The organism is Pseudomonas rustica, assembly GCF_018336155.1.
In the GTDB taxonomy this organism is placed as follows: domain Bacteria; phylum Pseudomonadota; class Gammaproteobacteria; order Pseudomonadales; family Pseudomonadaceae; genus Aquipseudomonas; species Aquipseudomonas rustica.
This window is the reverse complement of the sequence record NZ_JAGYHF010000019.1, coordinates 25,034-51,974: the sequence shown is the minus strand read 5'-3', so window position 1 is coordinate 51,974 and position 26,941 is coordinate 25,034. Positions and strand designations below refer to the sequence as shown.

Below are 26,941 nucleotides of genomic sequence, written 5' to 3'. Positions count from 1 at the left end.
TACTTAACTCATTGAATCTCAAGGAGTTTTCCGTTTCGACTGCGCCGGAAGTGGGGCGAATTATAGACGTCTGGGATCTGCCGTCAACGTCTATTTTCATATTTCTGTCACATTGGTCAAAAAAGCCCGCAAACACGAAGGCCGACCCCAAGGGGTCGGCCTTCGTTGCCCTGCCCTTCTACTTACAAGCTAGGGAAGGCGAACTGCGAAGCCTCGTGGCTCGCACGTTGCGGCCAGCGCTGGGTGATCGCTTTGCGACGGGTGTAGAAGCGCACGCCGTCCGGACCATAAGCGTGGAGGTCGCCAAACAGCGAACGCTTCCAGCCGCCGAAGCTGTGGTAAGCCACCGGTACTGGAAGCGGCACGTTGACGCCGACCATGCCGACTTCGATCTCGTCGCAGAACAGACGCGCCGCTTCACCGTCACGGGTAAAGATGCAGGTGCCGTTGCCGTATTCGTGATCGTTGATCAGTTGCATGGCCTCTTCCAGGCTGTTCACGCGAACGATGCACAGTACCGGGCCGAAGATCTCTTCTTTATAGATGCGCATTTCCGGAGTGACGTTGTCGAACAGGCAGCCACCGAGGAAGAAGCCTTCTTCATGACCGGCCACGCTGAAACCACGGCCGTCGACCACCAGGGTCGCGCCCGCTGCCACGCCGTCATCTACGTAACCGCTGACTTTGTCGCGCGCCTGACCGGTGACCAGTGGGCCCATGTCCAGACCGCACGAAGTGCCGGCACCGATTTTCAGCGCCTGAATCTGTGGCACCAGTTTCGCCACCAGCGCATCCGCAACCTGGTCGCCAACACACACGGCAACAGAAATCGCCATGCAACGCTCGCCGCACGAACCGTACGCCGCGCCCATCAGTGCGCTGACCGCGTTATCCAGATCGGCATCCGGCATCAGCACTGCATGGTTCTTCGCGCCGCCCAGTGCCTGCACGCGTTTGCCGCGCTTGGTGCCTTCGGCGTAAATGTACTCAGCAATCGGCGTCGAACCGACGAAGCTCAGCGCTTTGACTTCCGGCGCTTCGATCAACGCGTCCACGGCAGTCTTGTCACCGTGCACCACGCTCATCACGCCTTTCGGCAAACCGGCTTCCAGCAGCAACTGAGCGATCAGCAATGTCGAGCTCGGGTCGCGCTCGGACGGCTTGAGGATGAAGCAGTTGCCGCAGACGATCGCCAGCGGGTACATCCACAGCGGCACCATGGCCGGGAAGTTGAACGGGGTGATACCGGCTACGATGCCCAGCGGCTGGAAGTCCGACCATGCGTCGATGTTCGGGCCGACGTTGCGGCTGTACTCGCCCTTGAGGATTTCCGGGGCGGCGCAGGCGAACTCGACGTTCTCGATGCCGCGCTTCAGTTCACCGGCGGCGTCTTCGAGGGTCTTGCCGTGTTCTTCGCTGATCAGTTGCGAGATGCGCGCTTCGTTCTGCTCGAGCAGTTGCTTGAAGCGGAACATCACCTGGGCACGTTTGGCCGGTGGCGTGTTGCGCCAGGCCGGGAAGGCAGCCTTGGCGGCATCGATGGCTTTCTGGATGGTTTCGCGGGTGGCCAATGGCAGCTTGTGGATAGCCTGACCGGTGGACGGGTTGAACACATCAACCGCGCGACCGTTCTCGGTCACCAGTTCGCCATTGATCAAATGCGGGATAACGCTCATCGAAAACTCCTGATTTTTTGTTCAGCGGGCGCCCATTGAAGGGCGCCTTCTATATATAGGTAGCTTTGTGGGGGAGCCGGATGTCTTTGGCGCTCTTCAGAACGCCTTCGCGAGCAAGCTCGGCTCCCACAGGTTCTGCGTGGAATCAGTCGAGCTTGTTCAGCACTTCGCCGACCGCGTCGAACAGACGATCGAGGTCTTGCGGCTTGCTGTTGAAGGTTGGGCCGAACTGCAGGGTGTCGCCGCCGAAACGTACGTAGAACCCGGCTTTCCACAGAGCCATGCCCGCTTCGAACGGACGCACGATGGCGTCGCCGTCACGACCGGCAATCTGGATCGCACCGGCCAGGCCGAAGTTACGGATGTCGATGACGTGCTTGGAGCCTTTCAGACCATGCAGCGCGTTTTCGAAATGCGGCGCGACTTCAGCGACGCTCTGCACCAGGTTTTCTTTTTGCAGCAGGTCGAGTGCTGCCAGGCCAGCGGCGCAAGCCACCGGGTGCGCCGAGTAGGTGTAGCCGTGCGGGAATTCCACGGCGTATTCCGGCGTCGGCTGATTCATGAACGTCTGATAAATCTCGGAGCTGGCAATCACCGCGCCCATCGGGATCGCGCCGTTGGTGACTTGCTTGGCGATGCACATCAGATCCGGGGTCACGCCGAAGGTGTCGGCGCCGAACATGTTGCCGGTACGGCCGAAACCGGTGATCACTTCGTCGAACACCAGCAGGATGTTGTGCTGATCGCAGATCTCGCGCAGACGTTTCAGGTAACCCTGTGGCGGTACCAGCACGCCAGCGGAACCGGCCATCGGTTCAACGAATACCGCAGCGATGTTCGAAGCATCGTGCAGTTCGATCAGCTTCAGCAGCTCATCGGCCAAAGCGATACCGCCCTGCTCCGGCATGCCACGGGAGAACGCATTGCTCGCCAGCAACGTGTGCGGCAGGTGATCGACGTCCATCATCGCCTGACCGAACAGCTTGCGGTTGCCATTAACGCCGCCGAGGCTGGTGCCGGCGATGTTCACGCCGTGGTAACCACGGGCACGGCCGATCATTTTGGTTTTGGTCGCCTGACCTTTCAGGCGCCAGTAGGCACGCACCATTTTCACCGCGGTGTCGGCGCACTCGGAGCCCGAGTCGGTGAAGAACACGTGATTCAGATTGCCCGGGGTCAGCTCGGTGATTTTCTCGGCCAGTTGGAACGACAGCGGGTGACCGTACTGGAAGCCCGGCGAGTAATCGAGGGTGCCCAACTGTTTGGAGACCGCTTCCTGAATTTCCTTACGGGTGTGTCCAGCGCCGCACGTCCACAGACCGGACAGCGAGTCATATACCTTGCGGCCTTTGTCGTCGATCAGCCAGCTACCTTCGGCGCCAACGATCAAACGCGGGTCGCGCTGAAAGTTACGGTTGGCGGTGTACGGCATCCAGTGCGCGTCCAGCTTCAGTTGGCTGGCCAGTGGCGACTGAGCGTTTTCAGGCATGTTCATCGGGCAAAACCTCGCAGGGCATAAGCGTCAGGGAGATAAAAAGCGTTGTTGCAGCTAAATTGCCACGGCGATAAAGTCGGTGAAATCCAACTCTTCTAACCTTCAGTTAGAACTTTGCTAAACAATGAGAACAATAAAATGAGCAGCCGCCGCCCCGATCCGCTGGCCCAGGTCAGTGACTTTGATATTCGCCTGCTACGGATTTTTCGCAGCGTGGTCGAGTGCGGCGGCTTCTCGGCGGCGGAAACCGTGCTCGGTATCGGTCGCTCGGCGATCAGCCAACAGATGAGTGATCTGGAGCAGCGCCTCGGTTTGCGTCTATGCCAGCGTGGTCGCGCCGGGTTCTCGCTGACCGAAGAAGGTCGTGAGGTCTATCAATCGGCGCTGCAACTATTAAGTGCGCTGGAAAGTTTTCGCACCGAGGTCAACGGCCTGCACCAGCATTTGCGCGGTGAGCTGATCATTGGCCTGACCGACAACCTCGTCACCCTCCCCCACATGCGCATCACCCACGCCCTCGCGCAGTTGAAGGAACGCGGGCCGGATGTGCAGATCCAGATCCGCATGATTGCGCCGAACGAAGTCGAGCAAGGTGTGCTAGACGGGCGTCTGCATGTTGGCGTGGTGCCGCAGGCCAGTGCGTTATCGGGCCTGGAATATCAGCCGCTGTACAGCGAGCGTTCGCTGCTTTATTGCGCGGTGGGGCATCCGTTGTTTTATGTCGATGACAAGCAATTGGATGACGAGCGTCTTAACAGCCAGGACGCGATTGCGCCGACGTTTCGTTTGCCGGCGGATATTCAGGCGCATTACCAGGCGCTCAATTGCACGGCCAGTGCTTCTGACCGGGAAGGCATGGCGTTTTTGATTTTGACCGGGCGTTACATTGGTTATCTGCCGGATCATTACGCCAGTCTTTGGGTGCAGCAGGGGCGTTTGCGTGCTTTGAAAGCAGGGACGCGGTTTTACGATTTGAGTCTGGCATCGGTCACGCGCAAGGGGCGGCGCCCTCATTTGGTGCTGGAGAGCTTTTTGGAGAGTTTGGCGGCGACGCGTTGATCGGGATTGCGATGTTGGTGAAGTACAGCAAGATCAAGGGATCGCAGCCTTCGGCAGCTCCTACAGAGAAAATAAGTTGAGCAAGTGGACAGGTTTTTGCAGAGGGGGAGTTACTTCGTTCCTTTGATAAGAAGCCTTAAGCCATGCAGCCAGATTCCGCACCGTCCAGTGACTTGATCTACGGCCTCAACGACCGGCCAAAACCACTCGCCGCAACGCTCGCAGCGCTGCAACACGTGCTCGCCAGTTTCGTCGGCATCATCACTCCGCCGCTGGTGATTGGTTCGGCGCTCAGGCTGACCGCGTATTTGCCGTACTTGATCAGCATGGCGTTGATGGTGTCGGGCGTCGGCACCTTTATTCAGGCGCGGCGGCCGTTCGGGATTGGCGCCGGGATGATCTGTCTGCAAGGCACCAGTTTCGCCTTTCTCGGCGCGGTGCTGTCGGCCGGGTTTCTGGTCAAGCAACGTGGCGGCAGCCCGGAAGACATTCTGGCGATGATCTTCGGCGTGTGCTTTTTCGGCGCGATCGTGCAGATCGTCCTCAGCCGTTTCATCGGGCAATTGCGTCGAGTCGTTACGCCGCTGGTGACCGGGATCGTTATCACCCTGATTGGCATCAGTCTGATCAAAGTCGGTATCACTGATCTCGGCGGCGGCTTCAACGCGCCGGACTTCGGTGCGCCGGGCAATCTGGCGTTGGGCGTGTTCGTGCTGCTGACGATCATTTTGCTCAACCGCTCCAATACGCCGTGGGTGCGCTTGTCGGCGATCATCATCGGATTGGTGCTGGGCAGTCTGGCCGCGTGGTTCAGTGGGAAACTGGTGCCGCAGCCGTTGCCTGACTTGCCGCTGGTGAGTTTTCCTACCCCGTTCAAGTTCGGACTCAGCTTCGACTGGACAGCTTTCCTGCCGGTCGCGCTGATTTATCTGATCAGCACCATCGAAACTGTCGGAGATCTCACCGCCAACTGCATGCTCGCCCGTCAACCTATCAGCGGCCCTTCTTATATAAGTCGCCTGCGCGGTGGCGTACTCGGTGATGGCGTGAGCTGCATGATCGCCGCGACCTTCAGCGCTTTCCCCAACACCACGTTCGCGCAGAACAACGGCGTGATCCAGTTGACCGGCGTCGCCAGCCGTTATGTCGGCCTGTACATCGGCGCGATCCTGTTTTGTCTCGGCTTGTTTCCGATGATCGGCGCGGTGCTGCAACAGATTCCGAAACCAGTACTCGGCGGCGCGACTCTGGTGATGTTCGGCGCGGTGGCTGCGGCCGGGGTGCGCATCCTCGCGCAGTCGTCGCTGGATCGGCGCAGCATGTTGATCATCGCCACTTCGTTCGGCGTTGGTCTGGGCATCGCCGCGCAACCGAACCTGTTGCACCTGCTGCCGAAACTGGTGCAGAACCTGTTCGACTCGGCGATCACCAGCGGTGGCCTGACCGCAATCATCCTGTGCCTGTTGCTGCCGGAGTCGAAAACCGAAGCCACTGAAACCCACGCGCCGCTGAACAAGATCGAACAGGCGTAACGGTTTTATCATTTCAGGACTTGTCGGATCTCTGTGGGTGCGCTATCAACGCAACTGGTTGCACCCACAGACAAACCCGGAAGTGCCTATGACCTTTGAAGTCCCAGCCCATGGCGGCAAACCCGCCAGCCGCATTCGTCAGAAAAACGAAGAGACCATTCTCAAAGCCGCCGAAGACGAGTTCGCCCGTCACGGGTACAAAGGCACCAGCATGAACACCATCGCGCAGAATGCCGGGCTGCCCAAGGCGAACCTGCATTACTACTTCACCAACAAACTCGGTTTGTACGTGGCGGTGCTGAGCAACATCATCGAGCTGTGGGACAGCACCTTCAATACGCTCACGGCCGAAGACGACCCGGCCGAAGCGTTGACTCGTTATATTCGCGCGAAAATGGAATTCTCCCGACGACAGCCGCAAGCCTCGCGGATCTTTGCGATGGAAGTGATCAGCGGCGGCGAATGCCTGACCGAATATTTCAATCAGGATTACCGCGCCTGGTTCACTGGCCGCGCGGCAGTGTTTCAGGCGTGGATCGATGCCGGCAAAATGGACGCGGTTGATCCGGTGCACCTGATCTTTCTGTTGTGGGGCAGCACTCAGCATTACGCCGACTTCGCCACGCAGATCTGTCGCGTCAGCGGTCGCAGCAAGTTGACCAAGCAGGACATGGAAGACGCCGGCAACAACCTGATCCGCATCATTCTCAAAGGCTGCGGCCTCACTCCTTCTCTATAAGACGTTTATGCCTTTCACCCTCAGCGGTTTTTGCGAGTACCGCGAAGAGATTCGCAAAAGCCGCTTTATCACCTTCGCCACGCCGATCGGCAGCCCTGCTGATGCGCAGGCGTTCTTTGAACAGCACAGCGATTTGAACGCTTCGCACAATTGCTGGGCTTGGAAACTCGGCGATCAATATCGCAGCAATGACGATGGCGAACCGGGCGGTACTGCGGGGCGCCCGATTCTGGCGGCGATTGAAGCGCAGGATTGCGATCAGGTCGCGGTGTTGGTGATTCGTTGGTACGGCGGAATTCAACTGGGGACTGGCGGGTTGGCTCGGGCGTATGGCGGTGGTGCGAACAAGTGTTTGCAGACGGCGGCCAAGGTTGAGTTGATCAGTCGGGTGCCGTTGAGTTGTGCTTGCGGGTTTGCCGAGTTGGCGTTGGTGAAGTTACGCGTGGCGGATTTGGCTGGGTTGGTTGTTGAGGAGAATTTTACGGCGAATGGCGTTGAGTTGAAGTTGGCGGTGGGTGAGGCGCAGATTGCGGTGTTACAGGGGCAGTTGGCGGATTTGAGTCGTGGGCGGATTTTGTTGGAGCGGTAGAGCAAGATCGAAAGATCGCAGCGTGCCGCAGCTCCTACAGATCGATGGTTGTCGTTAATTTTGTGTCACGGCGTTTTTATGTAGGAGTTGCCGAAGGCTGCGATCTTTTGGGGCGACCCCGAAATTTCATATTCCACGAACTTGCCCACATCTGCTGTGCACCCGACTGTGGATAACCTGAGCACATAACGCTGTAACCCTTCTGTAACGTGGCTTTGCGCGGTTTGTTCACTTTTCGTTCAATTTGCCCGACGAAATGTAATTTCCAAGCAGAAACAATCAGTTAGCCGCGTTTATCACCATTAGAAGAAAGCACCACAGTGCTTATGCCCGGCGTTTCGGCTTGCGCACAATAACTGTGGAGCAACCTGTGGATAACCCGTTCATGACCGCCGCAGTTGCAGGTTCTGCCTAGCTCCCAAGGGTTTGCTCGTTTTTTGATCAGTTGCCGCCGGGCAAAACTAGAGCCCGATCAACACCTTTGCTCCGATTTGGTGCTGCAAATCCCGCCGATTTTCACCGCAATGCTCTACGCCGAGCGCTGCCACCCGCAGCCCGCTCGGGTTCCTGACTCAATGGCCAGGAAATTGCTTTATCCACAGGCACAACTCCAAGCAAGTCGAGCCTGTCATGCCAATTGCTTCTACTCCTGCGCGCCTGCAACTGCGCCACATCAGCAAACGCTACCCCGGTTGTCTGGCCAACGATGCCATCGACCTGAGCATCGCGCCCGGTGAAATTCACGCACTGCTCGGGGAAAACGGTGCGGGCAAAAGTACGTTGATGAAGATCATCTACGGCGTCACCCAGGCCGACGCCGGGGAAATGCTCTGGCAAGGCCAACGCGTCAACATTCGCAATCCGGCGCAGGCACGGCAGTTGGGCATCGGCATGGTGTTCCAGCACTTCTCGCTGTTCGAAACCCTCAGCGTCGCGCAGAACATCGCGCTGGCGATGGGCGCCAAGGCTGGCACGCCGAAACAACTGGAACCGAAAATTCGCGAAGTGTCGCGCCGTTATGGCATGGCGCTGGAGCCGGAGCGACTTGTCCACAGCCTGTCGATCGGCGAGCGGCAGCGCGTGGAAATCATCCGTTGCCTGATGCAGGACATTCGTCTGCTGATCCTCGACGAACCGACGTCGGTACTGACGCCGCAGGAGGCCGACGAATTGTTCATCACCCTGCGCCGTCTCGCCGCCGAGGGCTGCAGCATTCTGTTTATCAGCCACAAACTCGGCGAAGTTCGCGCGCTGTGTCATAGCGCGACGGTTCTGCGCGGCGGGCGCGTGGCCGGGCATTGCGTACCGGCCGAATGTTCCGATCAGCAATTGGCGCAGTTGATGGTTGGCGAAGCGGCGGCGTTGATTGGCGACTATCCGAAGGTCAGCGGTGGCGCGGCGTTTTTGCAGGTGGAGGGCTTGAGCTGGCACAACCCGGATCCGTTTGGTTGCTCGCTGACTGACATTGATGTGCAGGTGCGCAGCGGTGAAATCGTCGGCATCGCCGGAGTTGCGGGCAACGGCCAGGATGAGTTGCTGGCCCTGCTCAGCGGCGAACAAACCTTGCCTCGGGCGGAAGCTGCAACCATTCGATTCGCCGAGCAACACGTCGCCGATCTGCGCCCGGACGCGCGACGCAAATTGGGCCTGGCGTTCGTCCCCGCCGAGCGTCTCGGCCATGGTGCGGTGCCGGAATTGAGTCTGGCCGATAACGCTCTGCTCACCGCGTTCCAACAAGGCTTGGTCAGCCACGGTTTGATTGAACGCGGCAAAGTCGAAGCCCTTGCCCAACAAATCATTCAGCGCTTCGGCGTGAAAACCCCGGACGCGCAAACCGCTGCGCGCAGCCTGTCCGGCGGCAACTTGCAGAAATTCATCCTCGGCCGGGAAATCCTTCAGCAACCGAAACTGCTGATCGCGGCGCACCCGACCTGGGGCGTCGATGTCGGCGCCGCCGCGACCATCCACCGTGCGTTGATCGCGTTGCGCGATGCCGGCGCGGCGATTCTGGTGATTTCCGAAGACCTCGACGAACTGTTCCAGATCAGCGACCGCCTCGGCGCGTTGTGCGGCGGACGCCTGTCGGCGTTGCACAACACCGGCGACACGCAACTCAGTGATGTCGGCGGCTGGATGGCCGGCCAGTTCAACAACCCACCTTCTGCCGCCACGGTTTAACGGAGTTTTACTCATGCTGCTTTCCCTCGAACCCCGTGGCCAGCAATCGCGCGTGATGCTGTGGTGCTCGCCGCTATTGGCGGCGGCGCTGACGCTCGGTTGCGGCTCGCTGCTGTTTATCGCCCTCGGCCACGACCCGCTGCAAACCTTGCACACGCTACTGATCGCGCCGGTCAGCGATTTGTATGGTGTCTCCGAATTGCTGGTCAAAGCGCTGCCGATTCTGCTCTGCGCACTGGGCTTGGCAGTGGCCTATCAGGCGCGGATCTGGAACATCGGCGCTGAGGGGCAATTGCTCCTCGGCGCACTCGCCGGCAGTGCGTTGGCGGTGAACATCATCGACATGCAAAGCCGTTGGGCGCTGGTGTTGATTCTGCTTACCGGCACCCTCGCCGGCGCGGCGTGGGCCGGGCTGACGGCGTGGTTGCGCACACGCTTCAACGCCAACGAAATCCTCACCAGCATCATGCTCAATTACATCGCCCTGAACCTGCTGCTGTTCTGCGTGCACGGGCCGCTGAAGGATCCGGCCGGATTCAACTTTCCCGAGTCGGCGATGTTCGGCGACGCCAGCCGTTTGCCGTTGTTGATGGAGGATGGCCGCGTGCACGCCGGGGTGTATTTCGCCCTGCTCGCACTGGTCGCGGTGTGGGTGTTGTTGCAGAAAAGTTTTGTCGGGTTCCAGATCAAAGTGCTTGGGCTGGACAAGCGTGCGGCGGGGTTTGTCGGCTTTCGCGAGAAGCGTTTGATCTGGTTGGCGCTGTTGATCAGCGGCGGTTTGGCCGGGCTTGCCGGTGTCTGCGAAGTCACCGGGCCGATAGGTCAATTGGTGCCGCAGGTTTCGCCGGGGTACGGCTATGCGGCGATCACCGTGGCGTTTCTCGGACGCCTCAATCCAATCGGGATTCTGTTTTCCAGCCTGTTGATGGCGCTGCTGTACATCGGCGGTGAGAGCGCGCAAATGACGATGAACCTGCCGCAAGCGATCACCCAGTTGTTCCAGGGAATGATGCTGTTTTTCCTGCTCGCCTGTGACGTGCTGATCCTCTATCGGCCACGCCTGAATCTGCGCTGGGTGAAGCGCACGTCGACCACCGCCGTAACCGCTGGAGCGCTGTAATGGATATCGATCTGTTGAGCAATATTTTCTACGCCATGGTGCGTTGCGGCACGCCGCTGTTGCTAGTGGCGCTGGGTGAGCTGATTTGCGAGAAGAGCGGCGTGCTCAACCTCGGGCAGGAAGGGATGATGCTGTTTGGCGCGGTGATCGGTTTTATCGTCGCGCTGAACAGCGGCAACCTGTGGTTGGGCGTGTTGCTGGCGATGTTGGCCGGGATGCTGTTGTCGTCGCTGTTTGCGCTGGTGGCGCTGGTGTTCAACGCCAATCAGGTGGCGACCGGGCTGGCGCTGACGATTTTTGGTGTCGGGCTGTCGACGTTTGTCGGCGCGGCCTGGGTGGGTAAACCGCTGGCCGGTTTTGAGCCGTTGGCGATTCCTTATCTGAGTGAGATTCCGCTGATCGGGCGGATGCTGTTTGCGCAGGATCTGCTGGTGTATCTGTCGTTCGCGCTGTTTGCGCTGGTGGCGTGGGTGATCATCAAAAGTCGTGTCGGGTTGATCATTCAAGCCGTGGGTGAGAACCCGGATGCGGCCAGTGCGATGGGCTTGCCGGTCTTGACCGTGCGAACCTTGGCGGTGCTGTTTGGCGGGGCGATGGCCGGGTTGGCGGGAGCATACCTGTCGCTCGCGTACACGCCGATGTGGGCGGAAAACATGACCGCCGGGCGTGGCTGGATTGCTTTGGCGCTGGTGGTGTTTGCCAGTTGGCGGGTGTGGCGGTTGTTGCTGGGGGCTTATTTGTTTGGGCTCGCCAGCATCCTGCATTTGGTCGCGCAGGGGTTGGGGCTGGCGATTCCGTCGAGTTTGCTGGCGATGCTGCCGTATGTGGCGACGATTTTGGTGCTGGTATTGTTGTCGCGGGATGCGGTGCGGACGCGGTTGTATGCACCGGTTTCGTTGGGGCAGCCTTGGCAGGCGGGGCATTAGTGCGGTGATTTCAATGGCCCTATCGCTGGCAAGCCAGCTCCCACAGGTTCAGTGGTGATCACAAATTTTGTGCACGGCACAGACACTGTGGGAGCTGGCTTGCCAGCGATGAGGCCCTGACAGGCAACACCTGAGCAATGCCCCACGCCAGTTCGAAGACCAGAAAAACCAGCAGGATCGAACTGGCGCCATGGGCCAATGCGTACGCTTGCCAAGCCGCAAAAAGAAATCTTGCCACCGCGTCATACCGTCCATAAAGCGCCTGCGGATCACGAATCCGCAGCACCGCCCACACGCACACCACCGACCCCAACAGATTCGCCATCAACATATGTACAGTCTGAAACGCAGGCAGTTCGCCAGGCAAATCCAGCGCGCTCAACAACCCATGCACAAGCGCAAAACTCCACGGTGTGGCAAACGCCGCCGTGACGACCAAGTCATACCAGGCGCTGCCGCGCACCACGTGGCGATACTGCGTTGAAGTCCACATCATCCTTGCTCCAGAAATTCAGGGAGCAACCACGGTAAAGCCTGGAGTATGCTCCAAGGTCAATAGCCCTTTTGAGAGTCGCCATGCGCATCGGTGAATTAGCCCTGGCCAGCGCCGTCAGCCGTGACACCCTGCGTTTCTATGAGCAACGCGGGTTGATTGCGGCGCAGCGTAGCGCCAACGGTTACCGCGACTATCCACCGGAGATGGTGCAACTGGTGCTCTATATCAAAACCGCGCAGCGCCTGGGATTTACCCTCGGCGAGATCGGTGACAGTGTCGCGGCGTTGTGGAACGCGCCCGATCCAGACAACGCCGTGGCGCAACTTCTGCGCGACAAACTGCAACTGATCGAAACCCGCATGGGTGAGCTCGACGAGTTGCGGCAAGAGCTGCAACTTCGGCTCGGTCAGGCCTGTCCATTGAATCCATGATCCTCATTCATCAAGGAAGCCCCTCATGTCTGCAAAAAACGCACTGATCATCGGCGCCTCCCGGGGCCTTGGCCTCGGTCTGGTGAAAACCCTGCTGGCCGACGGCTGGCAAGTCACCGCCACCGTGCGCAATCCTGCCAATGCCGATGCGCTTCAAGCATTAGGCAAGGTGCGGATCGAGAAGCTCGACATGGACGATCAGCAAGCGGTGATCGCATTGAGCCAACAGCTCAAGGGCGAAACCTTTGATCTGCTGTTCGTCAACGCCGGGGTCAAAGGCCCGGCCGATCAGACCCCGGGCGGCGCGACATTGGCCGAAGTCGGTCAGTTGTTTTTCACCAACGCGGTGGCGCCGATCAATCTGGCGCAGCGGTTTGTCGGGCAGATCCGTGATGGCAGTGGCGTGCTGGCGTTCATGAGTTCCGGGCTCGGCAGCGTGACGGTTCCGGACGCGCCGGAGCTGGCGTTGTACAAAGCGAGCAAGGCTGCGCTGAATTCGATGACCAACAGTTTTATCACGCAGTTGGGCGAGCAGAAGATGACCGTGTTGTCGTTGCATCCGGGTTGGGTGAAGACGGACATGGGTGGCGAAGGCGCGGATCTGGATGTGGAAACCAGCACCCGTGGCTTGGTTGATCAGGTGAATGCGTACACCGGCAAGGGCGGGCATCACTTTATCAATTACAAGGGCGAAACCATTCCCTGGTAAAAACCGGTTTATGAATTCCCAGCAATACCTGTAGGAGCCGAGCTTGCTCGCGAAAGCGTCCTGTCAGCCACTGCAACTTTGCCTGACACGGCCTCTTCGCGAGCAAGCTCGGCTCCTACAAGGACTGCGGTGTGGTCTGGTGAGTGGTCGGGTTGGGCTTGCTCGATGCAACAATTTGTTTGAAACTGCGCACCTCGTCCCCGCGGCGACCCTGGATCAGCAGACAGGGCATCACTGAGCTGGCAACCCTGAACCCAATTTTCAGAGGAGCCGGCAACATGCCCGCGACCCGTACCTGGTTAAAAAATCCCCTCGCTATTTTCACCTCCAACGAGCTCGATGCCCGTGGCGGTCTAGTCGTGCAAGACGGTGTCATCGTCGAAGTGCTGGCTGCCGGCCAACAGCCGTCGGCGCCGTGCAATGAAGTGTTCGATGCCCGCGAGCATGTGATCCTGCCGGGCCTGATCAACACCCATCATCATTTCTATCAAACCCTCACCCGCGCCTGGGCGCCGGTGGTCAACCAGCCGTTGTTCCCGTGGCTGAAAACCCTGTACCCGGTGTGGGCGCGTCTGACGCCTGAGAAACTCGCCCTCGCCACCAAAGTCGCTTTGGCCGAGCTGCTGCTGTCCGGCTGCACCACCGCTGCCGACCATCACTATCTGTTCCCGGACGGTCTGGAAAACGCCATCGACGTGCAAGTCGAAACCGTGCGTGAACTGGGCATGCGCGCCATGCTCACGCGCGGTTCGATGAGCCTCGGCGAGAAGGACGGCGGCCTGCCACCGCAGCAGACCGTGCAGGAAGGTCAGGTGATTCTCGACGACAGTCAGCGCCTGATTCACGAGTACCACGAACGCGGCGATGGCGCGCAGATCCAGATCGCGCTGGCACCGTGCTCGCCGTTCTCGGTGACCCCGGAAATCATGTCGGCGAGTGCTGAACTGGCGAACAAGCTCGACGTGCGCCTGCACACACATTTGGCTGAAACCCTCGATGAAGAAGATTTCTGCCTGCAGCGTTTCGGCCTGCGCACCGTCGATTATCTCGACAGCGTCGGCTGGCTCGGCCCGCGCACCTGGCTGGCGCACGGTATTCACTTCAACCCGGACGAAATCGCGCGTCTCGGCGAGGCTGGTACCGGTATCTGCCATTGCCCGAGTTCGAACATGCGTCTGGCTTCCGGCATCTGCCCGAGTATTGATCTGACTGACGCCGGTGCGTTGTTTGGTTTGGGCGTGGATGGTTCGGCGTCCAACGATGCCTCGAACATGATTCTGGAAGCGCGTCAGGCGCTGTACATCCAGCGTCTGCGTTACGGCGCCGAGAAGATCACCCCGGAACGCGTGCTGGGTTGGGCGACCAAGGGTTCGGCGAGCTTGTTGGGCCGTACCGATATCGGTGAGATTGCCGTGGGCAAGCAGGCGGATCTGGCGTTGTTCAAGCTCGATGAGCTGCGTTTCTCCGGCAGCCATGATCCGATTTCGGCGCTGCTGTTATGCGGCGCGGATCGTGCGGATCGGGTGATGATTGGTGGCAAGTGGCGCGTAGTGGATGGGCAGGTTGAAGGCCTTGACCTCAAAGGCCTGATCGCCGATCACAGCCAGGCGGCACGCCAACTGATCGCCGGTACCTGATCCCCCTCCCCATATGATCGTTCCCACGCTCTGCGTGGGAATGCATCTCGGGACGCTCCGCGTCCCAGCAGCGGACGCAGAGCGTCCATGGCGGCATTCCCACGCGGAGCGTGGGAACGATCAATATCAAAGGCCGAGCAGGGACAGCATGATGAACGTCGCAAACAGCACAAAGTGCGTCATGCCTTCGATGGCATTGGTTTCGCCGTCATTGAGGTTGATCGCGCTGACGATCAACGTCAGGAAAATCATCACCGTCTGCACCGGCGTCATCGCCATTTGAAACGGCTGGCCGGTGTACAGCGCCATCGCTTCCATCACCGGCACCGTCAGAATCACCGTCGACAGTGACGCGCCCATCGCAATGTTCACCACCGACTGCATGCGGTTGGCCAACGCTGCGCGCAACGCGGTCAAAATCTCCGGCGCTGCTGAAATGGCCGCCACCAGAATCGCCGTGATCACCGGCGGCGCGCCCGTGCCTTCCAGGCCCAGATCGAGGGTCTTCGACATCACCTCGGCCAACGCGCCGATCACCACAATGCCAAACACCAGAATGCCGATCGACAGGCCGATGCTCGGTGCTTTCGCCTGCGCGTCCTGCGGTTCTTTCTTGCGGCGTTTATCCGGATAGCTGTAGCTGAAAAAGTAACTGTGCGGGCCGACCTGCATGCGCAGAAACAGCGCGTAAAGCACCACCATCGCACCGATGGTGAACGCCGAATAAATCTTCCAGTTGGCCTCGGGAATAAACTCCGGCACCACCATCGACACGCCCATGGCGGTGAGGATCATCACGCTGTAGCTGCGCGCGGAATCGTCGTTGTAGGACTGTTCGCCGTGTTTGATCCCGCCCATCAGCGCGGCGAGGCCGAGGATGCCGTTGATGTCGAGCATCACCGCCGAATAGATCGTGTCGCGCACCAACGTGGGCGACGCTTCGTTGCTCATCATGATCGCCAGAATCACCACTTCGACCAGCACGGCGGCGAGTGTGAGGATCATCGTGCCGTAAGGGTCGCCGACCTTTTCGGCGAGCAATTCGGCGTGATGGGCGACGCGCATCGAGGCGGCGACGATGAAGGCGATCAGTACCAGGCCGGCAGTCAGCGCGACGATCTGGCCGCTGTGCAACATCCAGTGTTCCAACGGATAGGCGACGCACGCGGCGATGACGGCCAGTAGCAGAAAACTTTCTTGCTTGAGGATGGTGAGCATGGACGGGCCTTTTACCGAAGAGTGCGAATGAGCTACTGACTGCGGGGCGGCGCTAACGTTTCGTTACACATTAGCGCACCAACTGATAGCGGTACTTTGCCCGGTGCACTTTTATTGGCCTTGAGGGCGCTATCGCGAGCAGGCTCACTCCTACAGGGGAACGCATTCCAAATGTAGGAGTGAGCCTGCTCGCGATGGCCGTTACGCGGTTTCGGAAAGTTTGTTGTCCTGTTGGTCAGCAATTTGCATTGGCCCTGACCACACACAACAAAATGGAGTTCGAATTCATGCAAATACGTCCGCTGCACAAACTGCTGTGCGCCGCCCTCGGTCTGGGGATCAGCCTGAGCGCCAGCGCTGCCGATCCGCTCAAGGTCGGTTTCGTTTACATCGGCCCGATCGGTGACCACGGCTGGACGTATCAGCATGAACAGGGGCGCAAGGCTCTCGCCGAGAAATTCGGCAATCAGATCACCACTAACTACGTCGAGAACGTCGCCGAAGGCGCCGACGCCGAGCGGGTGATCCGCAACATGGCCAAGGACAAATACGATCTGATCTTCACCACCTCGTTCGGCTACATGAACCCGACGCTGAAAGTCGCCAAGCAGTTTCCCAAGGTGACCTTCGAACACGCCACCGGCTACAAACAGGATAAGAACCTCGGCACCTATCTGGCGCGCACCTATGAAGGTCGCTACGTCGGCGGCTTCCTCGCGGCGAAGATGACCAAGACCAAAAAAATCGGTTACGTCGCTTCGTTCCCGATCCCCGAAGTGATCCGCGACATCAACTCGATTCAACTGGCGCTGAACAAATACAACCCGGGCACCGAGATCAAAGTGGTGTGGGTCAACTCGTGGTTCGATCCGGGCAAAGAGGCCGACGCGGCCAACGCGCTGATCGATCAGGGCGTCGATGTGGTGTTCCAGCACACCGACAGCCCGGCGCCGATTCAAGCCGCCGAACGTCGTGGCGTGTACGCGGTGGGTTATGCCTCGGACATGGCGCACTTCGGCCCGAAAGCGGTGCTGACCTCGATCGTCAACGACTGGGCGCCGCACTATATTCAGGCGACGCAAAGCGTGATCGACCACACCTGGAAGTCGCAGGATTACTGGGGCGGGCTGAAGGAAGGCACGATTGAACTGCCGATCAGCGATCTGGTGCCAGCGCCGGTGAAAGCCGAAGCCGAGCAGATCATTGCTGACATCAAGAGTGGTGTGTTCCAGCCGTTCACCGGGCCGATCAAGGATCAGGCCGGCGTGGAGAAAATCCCTGCGGGTGTGAGCGCGACCAATGCGGAACTGGCGTCGATGAACTACTACGTTGAAGGCATGAAGGCCGAGATGCCGAAGTAATCCATTTGACCCGAATCGTTCCCACGCTCTGCGGGGGAATGCCGCCCGGGACGCTCCGCGTCCCTGCCAAAAACAGACGCAGAGCGTCCATTGAGGCATTCCCACGCGGAGCGTGGGAACGATCTCCCGTATTTTTCAAGGATTATGTATGGATCAGCTTCCGATCATCGACATCAGCCCGCTCTATTCCGACGACGAAAACGCCTGGCCTGGGGTGGCCGAGCAGATCGACCTGGCCTGCCGCGAATGGGGCTTTTTCTACATCAAGGGCCATCCGATTTCAGCGCAGCGCATCGACGCTGTGCTCGATCACACCCAACGCTTCTTCGCCCTGCCCACCGCAGAAAAACTCAAGATCGACATCACCCAGACTCGCCACCATCGCGGCTACGGCGCCATCGCCACCGAGCAACTCGACCCGAGCAAACCCAGCGACCTCAAAGAAACCTTCGACATGGGCCTGCACCTGCCGGCCAACCATCCCGACGTGCTCGCCGAAAAACCGCTGCGCGGGCCGAACCGGCATCCGTCACAACCGGGCTGGGAAGCGCTGATGGAGCAGCATTACCTCGACATGCAAGCCCTCGCGCAAACCCTGCTGCGCGCTATGACTATCGCGCTGAACATCGAACGCGACTTCTTCGACAGCCGCTTCATTGATCCGGTCAGCGTGCTGCGCATGATCCATTACCCACCGCGCCACACCGCCAGTTCGGCCGAGCAACAAGGCGCCGGTGCGCACACCGATTACGGTTGCATCACCCTGCTCTATCAGGACAGCGCCGGCGGCCTGCAGGTGAAAAACGTCAAGGGTCAATGGATCGACGCGCCACCGATCGACGGCACTTTCGTGGTCAACCTCGGCGACATGATGGCGCGCTGGAGCAACGACCGTTATCGCTCGACGCCGCACCGGGTGATCAGCCCGCTCGGGGTGGATCGCTATTCGATGCCGTTCTTCGCCGAGCCGCACCCGGACACACGCATCGAATGCCTGCCCGGTTGTCAGGACGCACAGCATCCGGCGAAATATCCGACGACCACTTGCGCCGAATTCCTGCTGTCGCGCTTCGCCGATACCTACGCTTATCGCCGCGAGCAGGAAGCCGTTTGATGGATCGCTTGGTCAGGTTTTGCCAATTGTTTCGGCGAGCATCTGTAGAATGCCGTCATTGCACCTGATGAGAAAAGAATATGTACGACTGGCTCAACGCCTTGCCCAAGGCTGAACTGCACCTGCACCTGGAAGGCTCGCTGGAGCCCGAGCTGCTGTTCGCCCTGGCCGAGCGCAACAAGATCGCCCTGCCGTGGAACGACGTGGAAACCCTGCGCAAGGCTTATGCCTTCAACAACCTGCAGGAATTCCTCGACCTCTATTACCAGGGCGCTGATGTACTGCGCACTTCGCAGGATTTCTACGACCTGACCTGGGCGTACCTGCTGCGCTGCAAAGCACAGAACGTGATTCACACCGAACCGTTCTTCGACCCGCAGACCCACACCGACCGGGGCATTCCGTTCGAAGTGGTGCTCAACGGCATCGCCGCGGCATTGAAGGATGGCGAGCAGCAACTGGGCATCACCAGCGGTTTGATCCTCAGCTTCCTGCGCCACCTCAGCGAAGAAGAAGCCGAGAAAACCCTCGACCAGGCGCTGCCGTTCCGTGACGCGTTTGTCGCTGTCGGCCTCGACAGTTCCGAGATGGGCCACCCGCCGAGCAAGTTCCAGCGCGTGTTCGATCGTGCCCGTCACGAAGGCTTCCTGACCGTTGCCCACGCTGGCGAAGAAGGCCCGCCGGAGTACATCTGGGAAGCCATCGACCTGCTGAAAATCCAGCGCATCGACCATGGCGTGCGCGCCATCGAAGACGAGCGCCTGATGCAGCGGATCATCGACGAGCAGATCCCGCTGACCGTGTGCCCGTTGTCGAACACCAAGCTTTGCGTGTTTGATCACATGTCGCAGCACAACATTCTCGACATGCTTGAGCGTGGCGTGAAGGTCACGGTGAACTCCGATGACCCGGCGTATTTCGGTGGTTATGTGACCGAGAACTTCTACGCGCTGCATGAGCATTTGGGCATGACCCAAGATCAGGCCAAGCGTTTGGCGCAAAACAGCCTGGATGCGCGACTGGTAAAACCGTAAGCAACAGCGCAAAACCCTTGTAGGAGTGAGCCTGCTCGCGATAGCGGAGTGTCAGACACCGATGTGTTAGCTGACAGAACGCAATCGCGAGCAGGCTCACTCCTACATTGGATCGGTGTTAGCCGTTGGATTGGGTTTCGGTCAGCTCTTCGAGGGTTTTACCGCGCGTCTCCATCCCGAACAACCACACCACCCCCGCCGCAATCGCGAAGCACGCCGCGCCCAGCGCGAATACCCCGCCCTGCCCGGTTATCGGAAACACCAGCCCGGTCACCAATGGCCCGAGCAACGAACCCACACGGCCAATAGCCGAGGCGAAGCCCGAGCCGGTTGCCCGCGCCGACGTCGGATAAAGCTCCGGCGTGTAGGTGTAGAGCACCGCCCACATACCGAACAGGAAAAACTGCATCAACAACCCGGTGCCGATCAGCAGCGCCACGTTGCCGCCGAACACCGCGCTCTGCCCATACAGAAACGCCATCACCCCGCCGCCGAGCAGCGTAACGATGCACACCGGTTTACGCCCCCAGCGCTCGACCAGCCACGCCGCCATCAGAAACCCGGGAATCCCGCCCAACGAAATCAGCACCGTGTAATACACCGACTGCGTCACGGCAAAACCCGACTGTTGCAGCAGCGCACTCAGCCACGACGTCAACCCGTAAAAGCCCAGCAGGGCGAAAAACCACAGACTCCAGATCATCGTCGTGCGCTGGCGATACTGCGGTGACCAGATTTGCTTGAGCGCCGAAAAGAAGTTGCCCGGCGGCGTCACGGTACGCGGCAAGCGAATCGGTTCCGGCAGCGCCGCACCGCCGAGGGAGGATCGCACGCGCGCTTCGATGCCGTTCAACACCTTGTCCGCCGCTTCATCATGTCCAGCCTGTTCCAGCCATCGCGGTGATTCAGGAATGAAAAAACGAATGGCCAACACAAACACCGCCGGTATCGCCAACACCAGAAAGATGTCGCGCCAGCCAATCAACGGCAGCAGGAAGTACGAGAGCACGCCCGCCGCAACAAACCCCAGTGGCCAGAAGCCGTCCATCAAGGCGATATAACGCCCGCGCCGCTGTGCCGGAATCAGCTCAGAGAGCATCGACTGCGCGATAGGAAACTCCATGCCCATGCCGATTCCCAACAGGATGCGGAACAGCGTCAGCGCCTCGACCGTTTGCGCCGTCGAGCACAGATAACTGGCCACGCCCCACAAGACGATGCTCCACTGGAACACCGGTTTACGCCCGAAACGGTCGGCGAGCATGCCCGACAACGACGCGCCCAGCACCATGCCGAAAAAGCTCGAACTGGCGAGCAACCCGGCCTGCGCACTGCTCAGTCCGAACTCGGCCTTAATTGAGCCGAGCAAAAACGTCATCATCGCCAGATCCATCGAATCGAAGAAAAACGCCAAGGCAATGATGATGAAAATGATCCGGTGATAACCGCTGATCGGCAGGCGTTCCAGCCGCTCTGCCGCACTGAAGTGTCGAGTGTCCATGCCGCCTCCGCCCATCCGAAAAGTCCCCGGATCGAGTGTGCGCGATCGCGTTCAGGCGTTCGTGCTGGATGCGACCTGTTCGCAGCCGTGGGCGACGCGGCGACTGCTCTACAACGCCATTTCCAGCTCGGTCTCCCTGGCGAAGCGATGGATTTCGCGCTGCCCGGTGGCGGTCAATTGCAAGGCGCGGGAGTCGTGGGGCAAGGTCAGCCAGCCGGATTGCATGAACAACTGCAACAGCGCCGCGCCGAGGGTGCCGCCCATGTGCGGACGTCTTTCGCTCCAGTCCGGGCAGGCGCAGGCGACTTGCACGTTGCGATGGGCCAGCGCCTGAATGAAAACCCCGCGCTTGGCCAATTGTGTCGAACCTTTGTGCGTGACCACCACGCGCTGTTCGATCTGCTCGATCCAGCCGGCATCGAGCAAACGCTGATACAAATCGGCAGCGAGCGTGCCGCCGAGGTGGTCGTCGCAGAAACGTGCGCGCAGCAGTGAAGACGGCGCCGTCTGCGGTTTGGCAATCGGCGTTGCGCGTTTGAACACGGCGGGAATGTCGCGCGGTGCGCTGGCGATGGTGGCGCTGGCCAGCGCTTCGATCGCTGCGCCGACCTCGGGCGCCGACAGACGGAAAAAGCGCTTGCGCCCACGCACTTCGACTTTCAACAGGCCGCCAGTGGAGAGTCGCGCCAGATGAGCGCTGGCCGAGGACGGCGATAACCCCGCCAGCAACGCCAGCTCTTCGGTTTGCCGCGCCGAGCCATCCATCAAGGCCCACATCATCGCACTGCGCTTGGGGTCAGCCAGCAACGTGGCGATCTGGCTGATGCAAGGTGCATGTTCCATATATTCACTCCCTGTTGAATCGTATCGTCTACTGCTCGCAGACATCTTGACCACTAATGAGTCGTCGGCCAAGACGCGAAATACGCCATGTACCGGGGCCATGCTGGCCACTGACGCAATCTGCCTGGGCACTGAATCAGTCGCCGTTGCGCGCCCGTCACCCGTTCCCGGCGACGGGCGGTGAAGGTCTGTGGATCGGGGTGTCGGTACGGCATGAGGCGGCCGCTAGTATAAGCGGGTTACAGGCTGCGTCCCGCGCCGGGGCCTGCACGGGTGGTGATTGTTGCTGAGAGAAATTTCTCTATTTACCTGCGACTAATGATCAACTTTCGAGAAAGCGGGAAATTGACTACTCAATTCAGCGCATCGGCTGGCGAGCATTTCCCTCAGAAGGTTCACTGGCTTACTCAATTGAGCGCGATGGGCGCACAACAAATTCAGCGGAGCGCGCTCACATAACAGCTCCGGAAGCAGCACTTTGAGGCGTCCGGCGAGGACATCGGCGCCGACGTCGAGCCAGGATTTGTAGGCGATGCCTGCGCCGGCCACTGCCCACAGGCGCACGACATCGGCGTCGTCACTGAAACGGTCGCCACTGACCGTCAGCCCGACTTCGCGCTTGCCGTCGTGAAAACTCCAGTGGTCGTGAACCCGGCTGCCGAGCATGTACAGCAGGCAATTGTGTTGCGCCAGTTGTTCAAGCTGACGCGGTTCGCCGTGTCGGGCCAGGTACGCCGGGGAGGCGCAGAGTACGCGCCGGTTGTGCGGGGCGATCGGCATGGCGACCAGACTGGAATCTTCCGGTTCGCCATAGCGCAAGGCGATGTCCACGGGTTGACGGAACAGGTCGGCGATGCGATCACCGAGCAGCAAGCGCACGGTCAGTTTCGGGTGCTCGCGCTGAAACTCATCCAGCCACGGCAGCAACAAATTGCGACCGAAATCCGAGGGTGCCGATAACTGCAAGATCCCGCTGACCTGATCCTGCCCGCTGGCCAGCAAGCGCCGCCCTTCATCGAGGTTGCTCAACGCCGCCCGCGCGTATTCGAGAAAACCCTCGCCCTCGGCGGTCAGGCGCAAACTGCGGGTCGAACGCGCCAGCAGACGCGCGCCGAGTTGCTGTTCGATGCGCTTCAACGCCGCGCTGGCCACGGCGGCGGACATGTCCATCACCCGTGCCGCCGCCGACAGGCTGCCCAGATCCGCCGCCCGGACAAACAACTGCAAGTCATCGAAACGCAGCATTCCCAGCTCCGATTATCAAAAAAATATTGAAAGAGACTGCTGTTTTAGCCGGTTTTATCCCACAGAGAAATAGCTAATCATCCGCTCATCGAATTCATCCCGCTTCTCTGGAGCAGCGCATGTCCCAGCCATTCACCGCCATCGCTACCCTGATCGCCAAACCCGGCCAGCAGGACGCCCTCGAACAAGCCCTGCGCGCCTTGGTTGAACCGAGCCGCGCCGAGGACGGTTGCAGCCAGTACGACTTGCACCGCGACCTCGCCGACCCACAGGTTTTTTATGTGATCGAACATTGGGCCAGCGAGGAAATCCTCCAGACGCACAACGCCAGCGCGCATTTCCAGAATTTTCAGGCCACGGCCGGGCAGACCATCGAACACTTCGAGCTCAAGCGCCTCGGCGCGATTGCCTGATTCCTTCTTCTATTACCTGTACGGAGCCACTCATGAAAGCCATCGCCTATTACGTGTCCCTGCCGATCAGCGACGCCAAGTCCCTGCAAGACATCGAACTGCCAGAACCGGTCGCCGGCCCGCGCGACCTGCTGGTTGAAGTCAAAGCCATCTCGGTCAATCCGGTCGACACCAAAGTGCGGCAAAACGTGGCGCCGGAACACGGCGCGGCGAAAGTGTTGGGCTGGGACGTCGCCGGTGTGGTCAAGGCTGTCGGCAGCGACGTGACGCTGTTCAAGGCTGGCGACAAGGTTTTCTACGCCGGTTCCATTGCTCGGGCTGGCGGCAACAGTGAACTGCACACAGTAGATGAGCGCATCGTCGGCCATATGCCGAAATCCCTCGGTTTCGCCGAAGCCGCAGCGTTGCCGCTGACCGCGATCACCGCGTGGGAATTGCTCTTCGAACGTCTGCAAATCCGCGAAGGCAAAACCGATGAAGGCCAGAGCCTGCTGATCGTTGGCGCGGCCGGCGGTGTCGGTTCGATCCTTACTCAGTTGGCCAAGCAACTGACCGGTCTGAAAGTGATTGGCACCGCGTCCCGTCAGCAGACCAGCGATTGGGTGAAAGAACTGGGCGCCGATCTGGTGATCGATCACAGCAAGCCGTTGAGCGAAGAACTGAAACGCGCCGGGATCGACAACGTCACCCACGTCGCCAGCCTGACCCAGACCGATCAGCATCTGGATCAACTGGTCGAGGCACTGGCGCCGCAAGGCAAGCTGGCGCTGATTGACGATCCGAAGTCGCTCGACGTGAGCAAGCTCAAGCGCAAGAGCCTGTCGCTGCACTGGGAGTTCATGTACACCCGCTCGCTGTTTGAAACGCCGGACATGATCGAGCAGCACAACCTGCTCAATCGTGTGGCTGAGCTGATTGATGCGGGGACGTTGAAGACCACGGTGGGCGAGCATTTCGGTGTGATCAATGCGGCCAATCTGCGTCGGGCGCATGAGTTGCTGGAGAGTGGCAAAGCCAAGGGGAAAATTGTTTTAGAAAGTTTCTAAGAGCGAAAGATCGCAGCCTTCGGCAGCTCCTACAGTGGCTGGCGGGGGCTGCGCGCCCCTTTTTGCCGTCAGTCAGATGGCTGACCCTTGTCACAATTGCGATGGTATTCAGGACTACAATCGAAGCCTCTGCGGTACATCTTTTACGCAAAGGAGGTCAGCAATGAAGATCCTGATAAAAGAAGTGGCAAAGTCTCAATGGCAGGTTCGTCTCGACCAGCACGCCGTGACATTCCGCAGTGAAGCCGAAGCCCTGGCCTTCACCCGCACCCTCGAAGCGCGAATATTTGCGCCCCATCAGATTCCCGACCGCAGCCAGCAGCGCGCCGCCGGCTGAGTGTTTCAGACCTCGGCTTGAGCCTGCGCCAGCGCCCGGGCGTTTTGCAGACGCCGGGTCAGCATCGCGACGCACACCACCAGCAAACCGCAAACGCTGATGACAATCGCCATCGGCACGGCGGTGCCGTCGTGCAACACACCGACCAGAGCCGAAGCCCCGGCGGCGACGCTGAATTGCATGCAACCGAGCAACGCCGACGCACTGCCGGCGCGCCCGCCCTGCCCGTTCATCGCGCAAGCGGCGGCGTTGGGGCTGATGCAGCCGAGGCTCGACACGCAGATAAACAATGGAATCAGCAGCGGCCACAACGATTCGGTGTGCAAGGCGCTGACCGCCAATAACGTCAGGCCCGCTGCCAGATAAACCCAGACTGCACGCGCCAGCAGGAATGCCGGGCCACGCTTGGCCAATAGCCGCGCGTTGACCTGCGCTACCAGAATGAAGCCCGCCGCGTTGGTGCCGAACAGCCAGCCGAAATGCTCGGCGGGCACGCCATACAGTTTGATGAAGATAAACGGTGAGCCGGCGATGTAGGCGAACATCCCGGCGATGGCGATGCCGCCGGTCAGCGCGTGGCCGAGGTAAACGCGATCACTCAGCAGGCGTGCGTACTGGCGAAAGGCACCGGACAACGGTTGGCGCGGCATGCTCGCTGGCATGCTTTCCGGCAGACCGAGCGCGACCGCGAGGCCGGCCAGGGCGCTGAAACCGGTCAGCACCAGGAAGATCGACTGCCAGCCGGTGGTGTTGACCAGCAAACCGCCGAGCATTGGCGCCAGAATCGGTGCCAGCCCCATCACCAGCATCAGCTGCGAAAACACCTTCGCCGAGCCGACGGCGTCGCATTTGTCGCTGACCACGGCGCGGGAAATCACCATGCCCGCACAGCCGCCCAACGCCTGCACGAAGCGCGCGCCGATCAGCCATTCGAGGTTCGGCGCGTAGGCGCAGGCCAGTGAAGCGAGGGTGAACAGGGTCAAACCGACGAGCAGCGGAATGCGCCGCCCAAAGCGATCCGCCACCGGGCCGTAGGCCAATTGGCCGAGGGACAAACCGGCGAAATAGGCGGCCAGGGTCATCTGCACGTGTTTCTCGTCGGTGGCGAACGCCAGCGCCATCGCGGGAAATGCAGGTAAATAAAAGTCGATCGCCAAGGGCCCGAAGGCGGTCAAGGCACCGAGAATCAAAATGGTACGGAAGTTCATCAGGCATCCAGTCAGGCAAGTCGGCAGCCCGACAGTCTAGCTGCGGCTGGACGCCTTGAACATTCCGATAGCTCGCTAACTATAAAAACGGCAAAAGATCGCAGCCTTCGGCAGCTCCTACATGAATGCGTCCCCTGTAGGAGCCGATCTTTTTGTTTCTAGGCGAGTTTGACGGCGTAGCCCTCTTCGCTGATGACCTCGATCACCTGCTCGGCACTCAGCGCACTTTCAACGCCCACTTCTTTCGCCGCCAGATCGACGCGCACGCTGGCCGCCGGGTCTTTGGCCTGCACGGCGTTGGTGATGGCTTTGACGCAGTGGCCGCAGGACATGCCTTGAACGTTGAACACTTGCATGGAATGACTCCTTTGAGTGAGGTTGCCGGCAGTGTCGAGCTTGCCATGATGGCAAGGTCAAGTTCTGCAATCATCTGCCGGGCTGGCAATCGGCGCCGCGCTCGGCCAAGCTGCGTGCATCAATGACTTAAATTCAGGAGATTCAGCCATGCGCTGGTCAGCTTTCAGCCTGTTTGGCTTGCTCAGCCTCTTTGCCGCCGTCCCTCAAGTGCAAGCCGCCGGGGAGGATTACGCGGTGCTGATCATCTCCCGCGAGCGTCTGGAAGTGTCGACCTCCTGCGAGATTGGCGTGTATATCCAGGATCAGCTCTCGGCGCGGCTGCTGCAGGAGCAAAGTATTTCCTTCAACCTGCCGCCGGGCACCGTGTCGCTGCGCTTGAAGTTGCTGCCGGGGCAAGTCGCCGGTTGCAATCCGGGCATGCTTGCGCCGGGTTCGCAGGAGATCAAACTGCGTGCAGGGGATGTGCTGAAGTATCGCTTGGCGATGAATTCGGAAGGCGTCTACCTGAAACGCGCCGATCTCGAATACTGATTTATGCGCGTGATCGTTCCCACGCTCCGCGTGGGAATGCAGCCATGGACGCTCCGCGTCCCGATGCGTGACGCAGAGCGTCACAGGAGGCATTCCCACGCGGAGCGTGGGAACGATCACGGTAGGAAGATTGGCGCTTGACCTTG

26 protein-coding genes are annotated in these 26,941 nt (G+C 60.0%); 17 read left to right on the top strand and 9 right to left on the bottom strand.

Translation table 11 applies throughout. The annotated features are described in order from the left end of the window. Positions 1 to 182: 182 nt before the first annotated feature. The gene (locus tag KFS80_RS26015) at positions 183 to 1,676 is read right to left on the bottom strand and encodes a CoA-acylating methylmalonate-semialdehyde dehydrogenase (protein ID WP_053116963.1); all 1,494 of its coding nucleotides are present in this window, start codon (positions 1,674 to 1,676) and stop codon (positions 183 to 185) included. Between the two features lie 145 nt (positions 1,677 to 1,821). Then, a complete protein-coding gene (gene aptA, locus KFS80_RS26010; protein ID WP_212546374.1) occupies positions 1,822 to 3,171 on the bottom strand; it encodes an omega-aminotransferase AptA in 1,350 nt (449 codons plus the stop codon). Between the two features lie 138 nt (positions 3,172 to 3,309). Between aptA and KFS80_RS26005 the strand changes: the two genes are divergently transcribed. The 7 genes from KFS80_RS26005 to KFS80_RS25975 all read left to right on the top strand — a co-directional run bounded on the left by KFS80_RS26005 (position 3,310) and on the right by KFS80_RS25975 (position 11,314). After that, complete coding sequence (locus KFS80_RS26005) at positions 3,310 to 4,230, top strand: LysR family transcriptional regulator (protein ID WP_053116962.1); 921 nt, start codon at positions 3,310 to 3,312, stop codon at positions 4,228 to 4,230. 143 nt (positions 4,231 to 4,373) lie between these two features. Further along, positions 4,374 to 5,762 (top strand): uracil-xanthine permease family protein, encoded by a 1,389-nt coding sequence (locus KFS80_RS26000; RefSeq protein ID WP_212546373.1) that lies wholly within the window; start codon positions 4,374 to 4,376, stop codon positions 5,760 to 5,762. A gap of 88 nt (positions 5,763 to 5,850) precedes the next feature. Beyond that, a complete protein-coding gene (locus tag KFS80_RS25995) occupies positions 5,851 to 6,501 on the top strand; it encodes a TetR/AcrR family transcriptional regulator (protein ID WP_008088675.1) in 651 nt (216 codons plus the stop codon). A 7-nt stretch (positions 6,502 to 6,508) separates the two neighbouring features. Beyond that, positions 6,509 to 7,090, top strand: a complete 582-nt coding sequence (locus KFS80_RS25990; RefSeq protein ID WP_212546372.1) for an IMPACT family protein — start codon at positions 6,509 to 6,511, stop codon at positions 7,088 to 7,090. A gap of 630 nt (positions 7,091 to 7,720) precedes the next feature. Continuing rightward, positions 7,721 to 9,268 carry an ABC transporter ATP-binding protein gene (locus KFS80_RS25985; protein WP_212546371.1) on the top strand — a complete coding sequence of 516 codons (1,548 nt, stop codon included), beginning with the start codon at positions 7,721 to 7,723 and terminating at the stop codon, positions 9,266 to 9,268. Positions 9,269 to 9,281: 13 nt separating this feature from the next. Continuing rightward, positions 9,282 to 10,388 (top strand): ABC transporter permease, encoded by a 1,107-nt coding sequence (locus KFS80_RS25980; protein WP_212546370.1) that lies wholly within the window; start codon positions 9,282 to 9,284, stop codon positions 10,386 to 10,388. Continuing rightward, complete coding sequence (locus KFS80_RS25975) at positions 10,388 to 11,314, top strand: ABC transporter permease (RefSeq protein WP_008088667.1); 927 nt, start codon at positions 10,388 to 10,390, stop codon at positions 11,312 to 11,314. Before KFS80_RS25980 ends, KFS80_RS25975 begins: the two co-directional genes overlap by 1 nt. 58 nt (positions 11,315 to 11,372) lie before the next feature. Here the strand turns inward: KFS80_RS25975 and KFS80_RS25970 are convergent, their stop codons facing one another. Then, positions 11,373 to 11,807, bottom strand: coding sequence for a hypothetical protein (locus KFS80_RS25970; protein WP_212546369.1), 435 nt, complete (start codon positions 11,805 to 11,807; stop codon positions 11,373 to 11,375). An 83-nt stretch (positions 11,808 to 11,890) separates the two neighbouring features. On the opposite strand from KFS80_RS25970, the gene KFS80_RS25965 reads away from it, so the two are divergent. The 3 genes from KFS80_RS25965 to KFS80_RS25955 all read left to right on the top strand — a co-directional run bounded on the left by KFS80_RS25965 (position 11,891) and on the right by KFS80_RS25955 (position 14,587). Next, complete coding sequence (locus KFS80_RS25965; protein WP_212546368.1) at positions 11,891 to 12,241, top strand: MerR family transcriptional regulator; 351 nt, start codon at positions 11,891 to 11,893, stop codon at positions 12,239 to 12,241. Positions 12,242 to 12,266: 25 nt separating this feature from the next. After that, positions 12,267 to 12,950, top strand: a complete 684-nt coding sequence (locus tag KFS80_RS25960; protein WP_150709029.1) for an SDR family oxidoreductase — start codon at positions 12,267 to 12,269, stop codon at positions 12,948 to 12,950. A 278-nt stretch (positions 12,951 to 13,228) separates the two neighbouring features. Beyond that, complete coding sequence (locus KFS80_RS25955; protein WP_212546367.1) at positions 13,229 to 14,587, top strand: 8-oxoguanine deaminase; 1,359 nt, start codon at positions 13,229 to 13,231, stop codon at positions 14,585 to 14,587. 126 nt (positions 14,588 to 14,713) lie between these two features. Here KFS80_RS25955 and KFS80_RS25950 read toward each other — a convergent pair whose 3' ends face one another. Further along, a complete protein-coding gene (locus tag KFS80_RS25950; protein WP_034154762.1) occupies positions 14,714 to 15,805 on the bottom strand; it encodes a calcium:cation antiporter in 1,092 nt (363 codons plus the stop codon). Positions 15,806 to 16,092: 287 nt separating this feature from the next. Here KFS80_RS25950 and KFS80_RS25945 point away from each other — a divergent pair, with 287 nt between their 5' ends. The 3 genes from KFS80_RS25945 (at position 16,093) to KFS80_RS25935 (ending at position 19,314) form a co-directional block, all read left to right on the top strand. After that, positions 16,093 to 17,166, top strand: coding sequence for a BMP family ABC transporter substrate-binding protein (locus tag KFS80_RS25945; RefSeq protein WP_212546366.1), 1,074 nt, complete (start codon positions 16,093 to 16,095; stop codon positions 17,164 to 17,166). A 148-nt stretch (positions 17,167 to 17,314) separates the two neighbouring features. Continuing rightward, entirely contained in the window at positions 17,315 to 18,280 is a 966-nt protein-coding gene (locus tag KFS80_RS25940; RefSeq protein WP_212546365.1) for a 2-oxoglutarate and iron-dependent oxygenase domain-containing protein, read from the top strand. An 80-nt stretch (positions 18,281 to 18,360) separates the two neighbouring features. After that, entirely contained in the window at positions 18,361 to 19,314 is a 954-nt protein-coding gene (locus KFS80_RS25935; RefSeq protein WP_008082147.1) for an adenosine deaminase, read from the top strand. Between the two features lie 118 nt (positions 19,315 to 19,432). Here the strand turns inward: KFS80_RS25935 and KFS80_RS25930 are convergent, their stop codons facing one another. The 3 genes from KFS80_RS25930 to KFS80_RS25920 form a co-directional block, all read right to left on the bottom strand. After that, positions 19,433 to 20,815 (bottom strand): MFS transporter, encoded by a 1,383-nt coding sequence (locus KFS80_RS25930; RefSeq protein ID WP_212546364.1) that lies wholly within the window; start codon positions 20,813 to 20,815, stop codon positions 19,433 to 19,435. A gap of 108 nt (positions 20,816 to 20,923) precedes the next feature. Next, positions 20,924 to 21,658, bottom strand: coding sequence for an ArsR/SmtB family transcription factor (locus KFS80_RS25925; protein ID WP_053116947.1), 735 nt, complete (start codon positions 21,656 to 21,658; stop codon positions 20,924 to 20,926). 315 nt (positions 21,659 to 21,973) lie between these two features. Beyond that, positions 21,974 to 22,903 (bottom strand): LysR family transcriptional regulator, encoded by a 930-nt coding sequence (locus tag KFS80_RS25920; protein WP_053116946.1) that lies wholly within the window; start codon positions 22,901 to 22,903, stop codon positions 21,974 to 21,976. A 119-nt stretch (positions 22,904 to 23,022) separates the two neighbouring features. Here KFS80_RS25920 and KFS80_RS25915 point away from each other — a divergent pair, with 119 nt between their 5' ends. The 3 genes from KFS80_RS25915 (at position 23,023) to KFS80_RS25905 (ending at position 24,699) form a co-directional block, all read left to right on the top strand. Further along, positions 23,023 to 23,316, top strand: a complete 294-nt coding sequence (locus KFS80_RS25915) for a putative quinol monooxygenase (RefSeq protein WP_212546363.1) — start codon at positions 23,023 to 23,025, stop codon at positions 23,314 to 23,316. A gap of 32 nt (positions 23,317 to 23,348) precedes the next feature. Then, positions 23,349 to 24,362 carry a zinc-binding alcohol dehydrogenase family protein gene (locus KFS80_RS25910; protein ID WP_212546362.1) on the top strand — a complete coding sequence of 338 codons (1,014 nt, stop codon included), beginning with the start codon at positions 23,349 to 23,351 and terminating at the stop codon, positions 24,360 to 24,362. 163 nt (positions 24,363 to 24,525) lie between these two features. Beyond that, positions 24,526 to 24,699 carry a hypothetical protein gene (locus KFS80_RS25905; RefSeq protein ID WP_172680068.1) on the top strand — a complete coding sequence of 58 codons (174 nt, stop codon included), beginning with the start codon at positions 24,526 to 24,528 and terminating at the stop codon, positions 24,697 to 24,699. 5 nt (positions 24,700 to 24,704) lie between these two features. Here the strand turns inward: KFS80_RS25905 and KFS80_RS25900 are convergent, their stop codons facing one another. Beyond that, on the bottom strand, positions 24,705 to 25,907 hold the full coding sequence (locus KFS80_RS25900) for a multidrug effflux MFS transporter (protein ID WP_053116943.1): 1,203 nt from the start codon (positions 25,905 to 25,907) through the stop codon (positions 24,705 to 24,707). Between the two features lie 158 nt (positions 25,908 to 26,065). Then, positions 26,066 to 26,263, bottom strand: a complete 198-nt coding sequence (locus KFS80_RS25895) for a cation transporter (RefSeq protein WP_025111719.1) — start codon at positions 26,261 to 26,263, stop codon at positions 26,066 to 26,068. 148 nt (positions 26,264 to 26,411) lie between these two features. Here KFS80_RS25895 and KFS80_RS25890 point away from each other — a divergent pair, with 148 nt between their 5' ends. After that, the gene (locus KFS80_RS25890; protein WP_053116942.1) at positions 26,412 to 26,795 is read left to right on the top strand and encodes a hypothetical protein; all 384 of its coding nucleotides are present in this window, start codon (positions 26,412 to 26,414) and stop codon (positions 26,793 to 26,795) included. Positions 26,796 to 26,941: the final 146 nt, after the last annotated feature.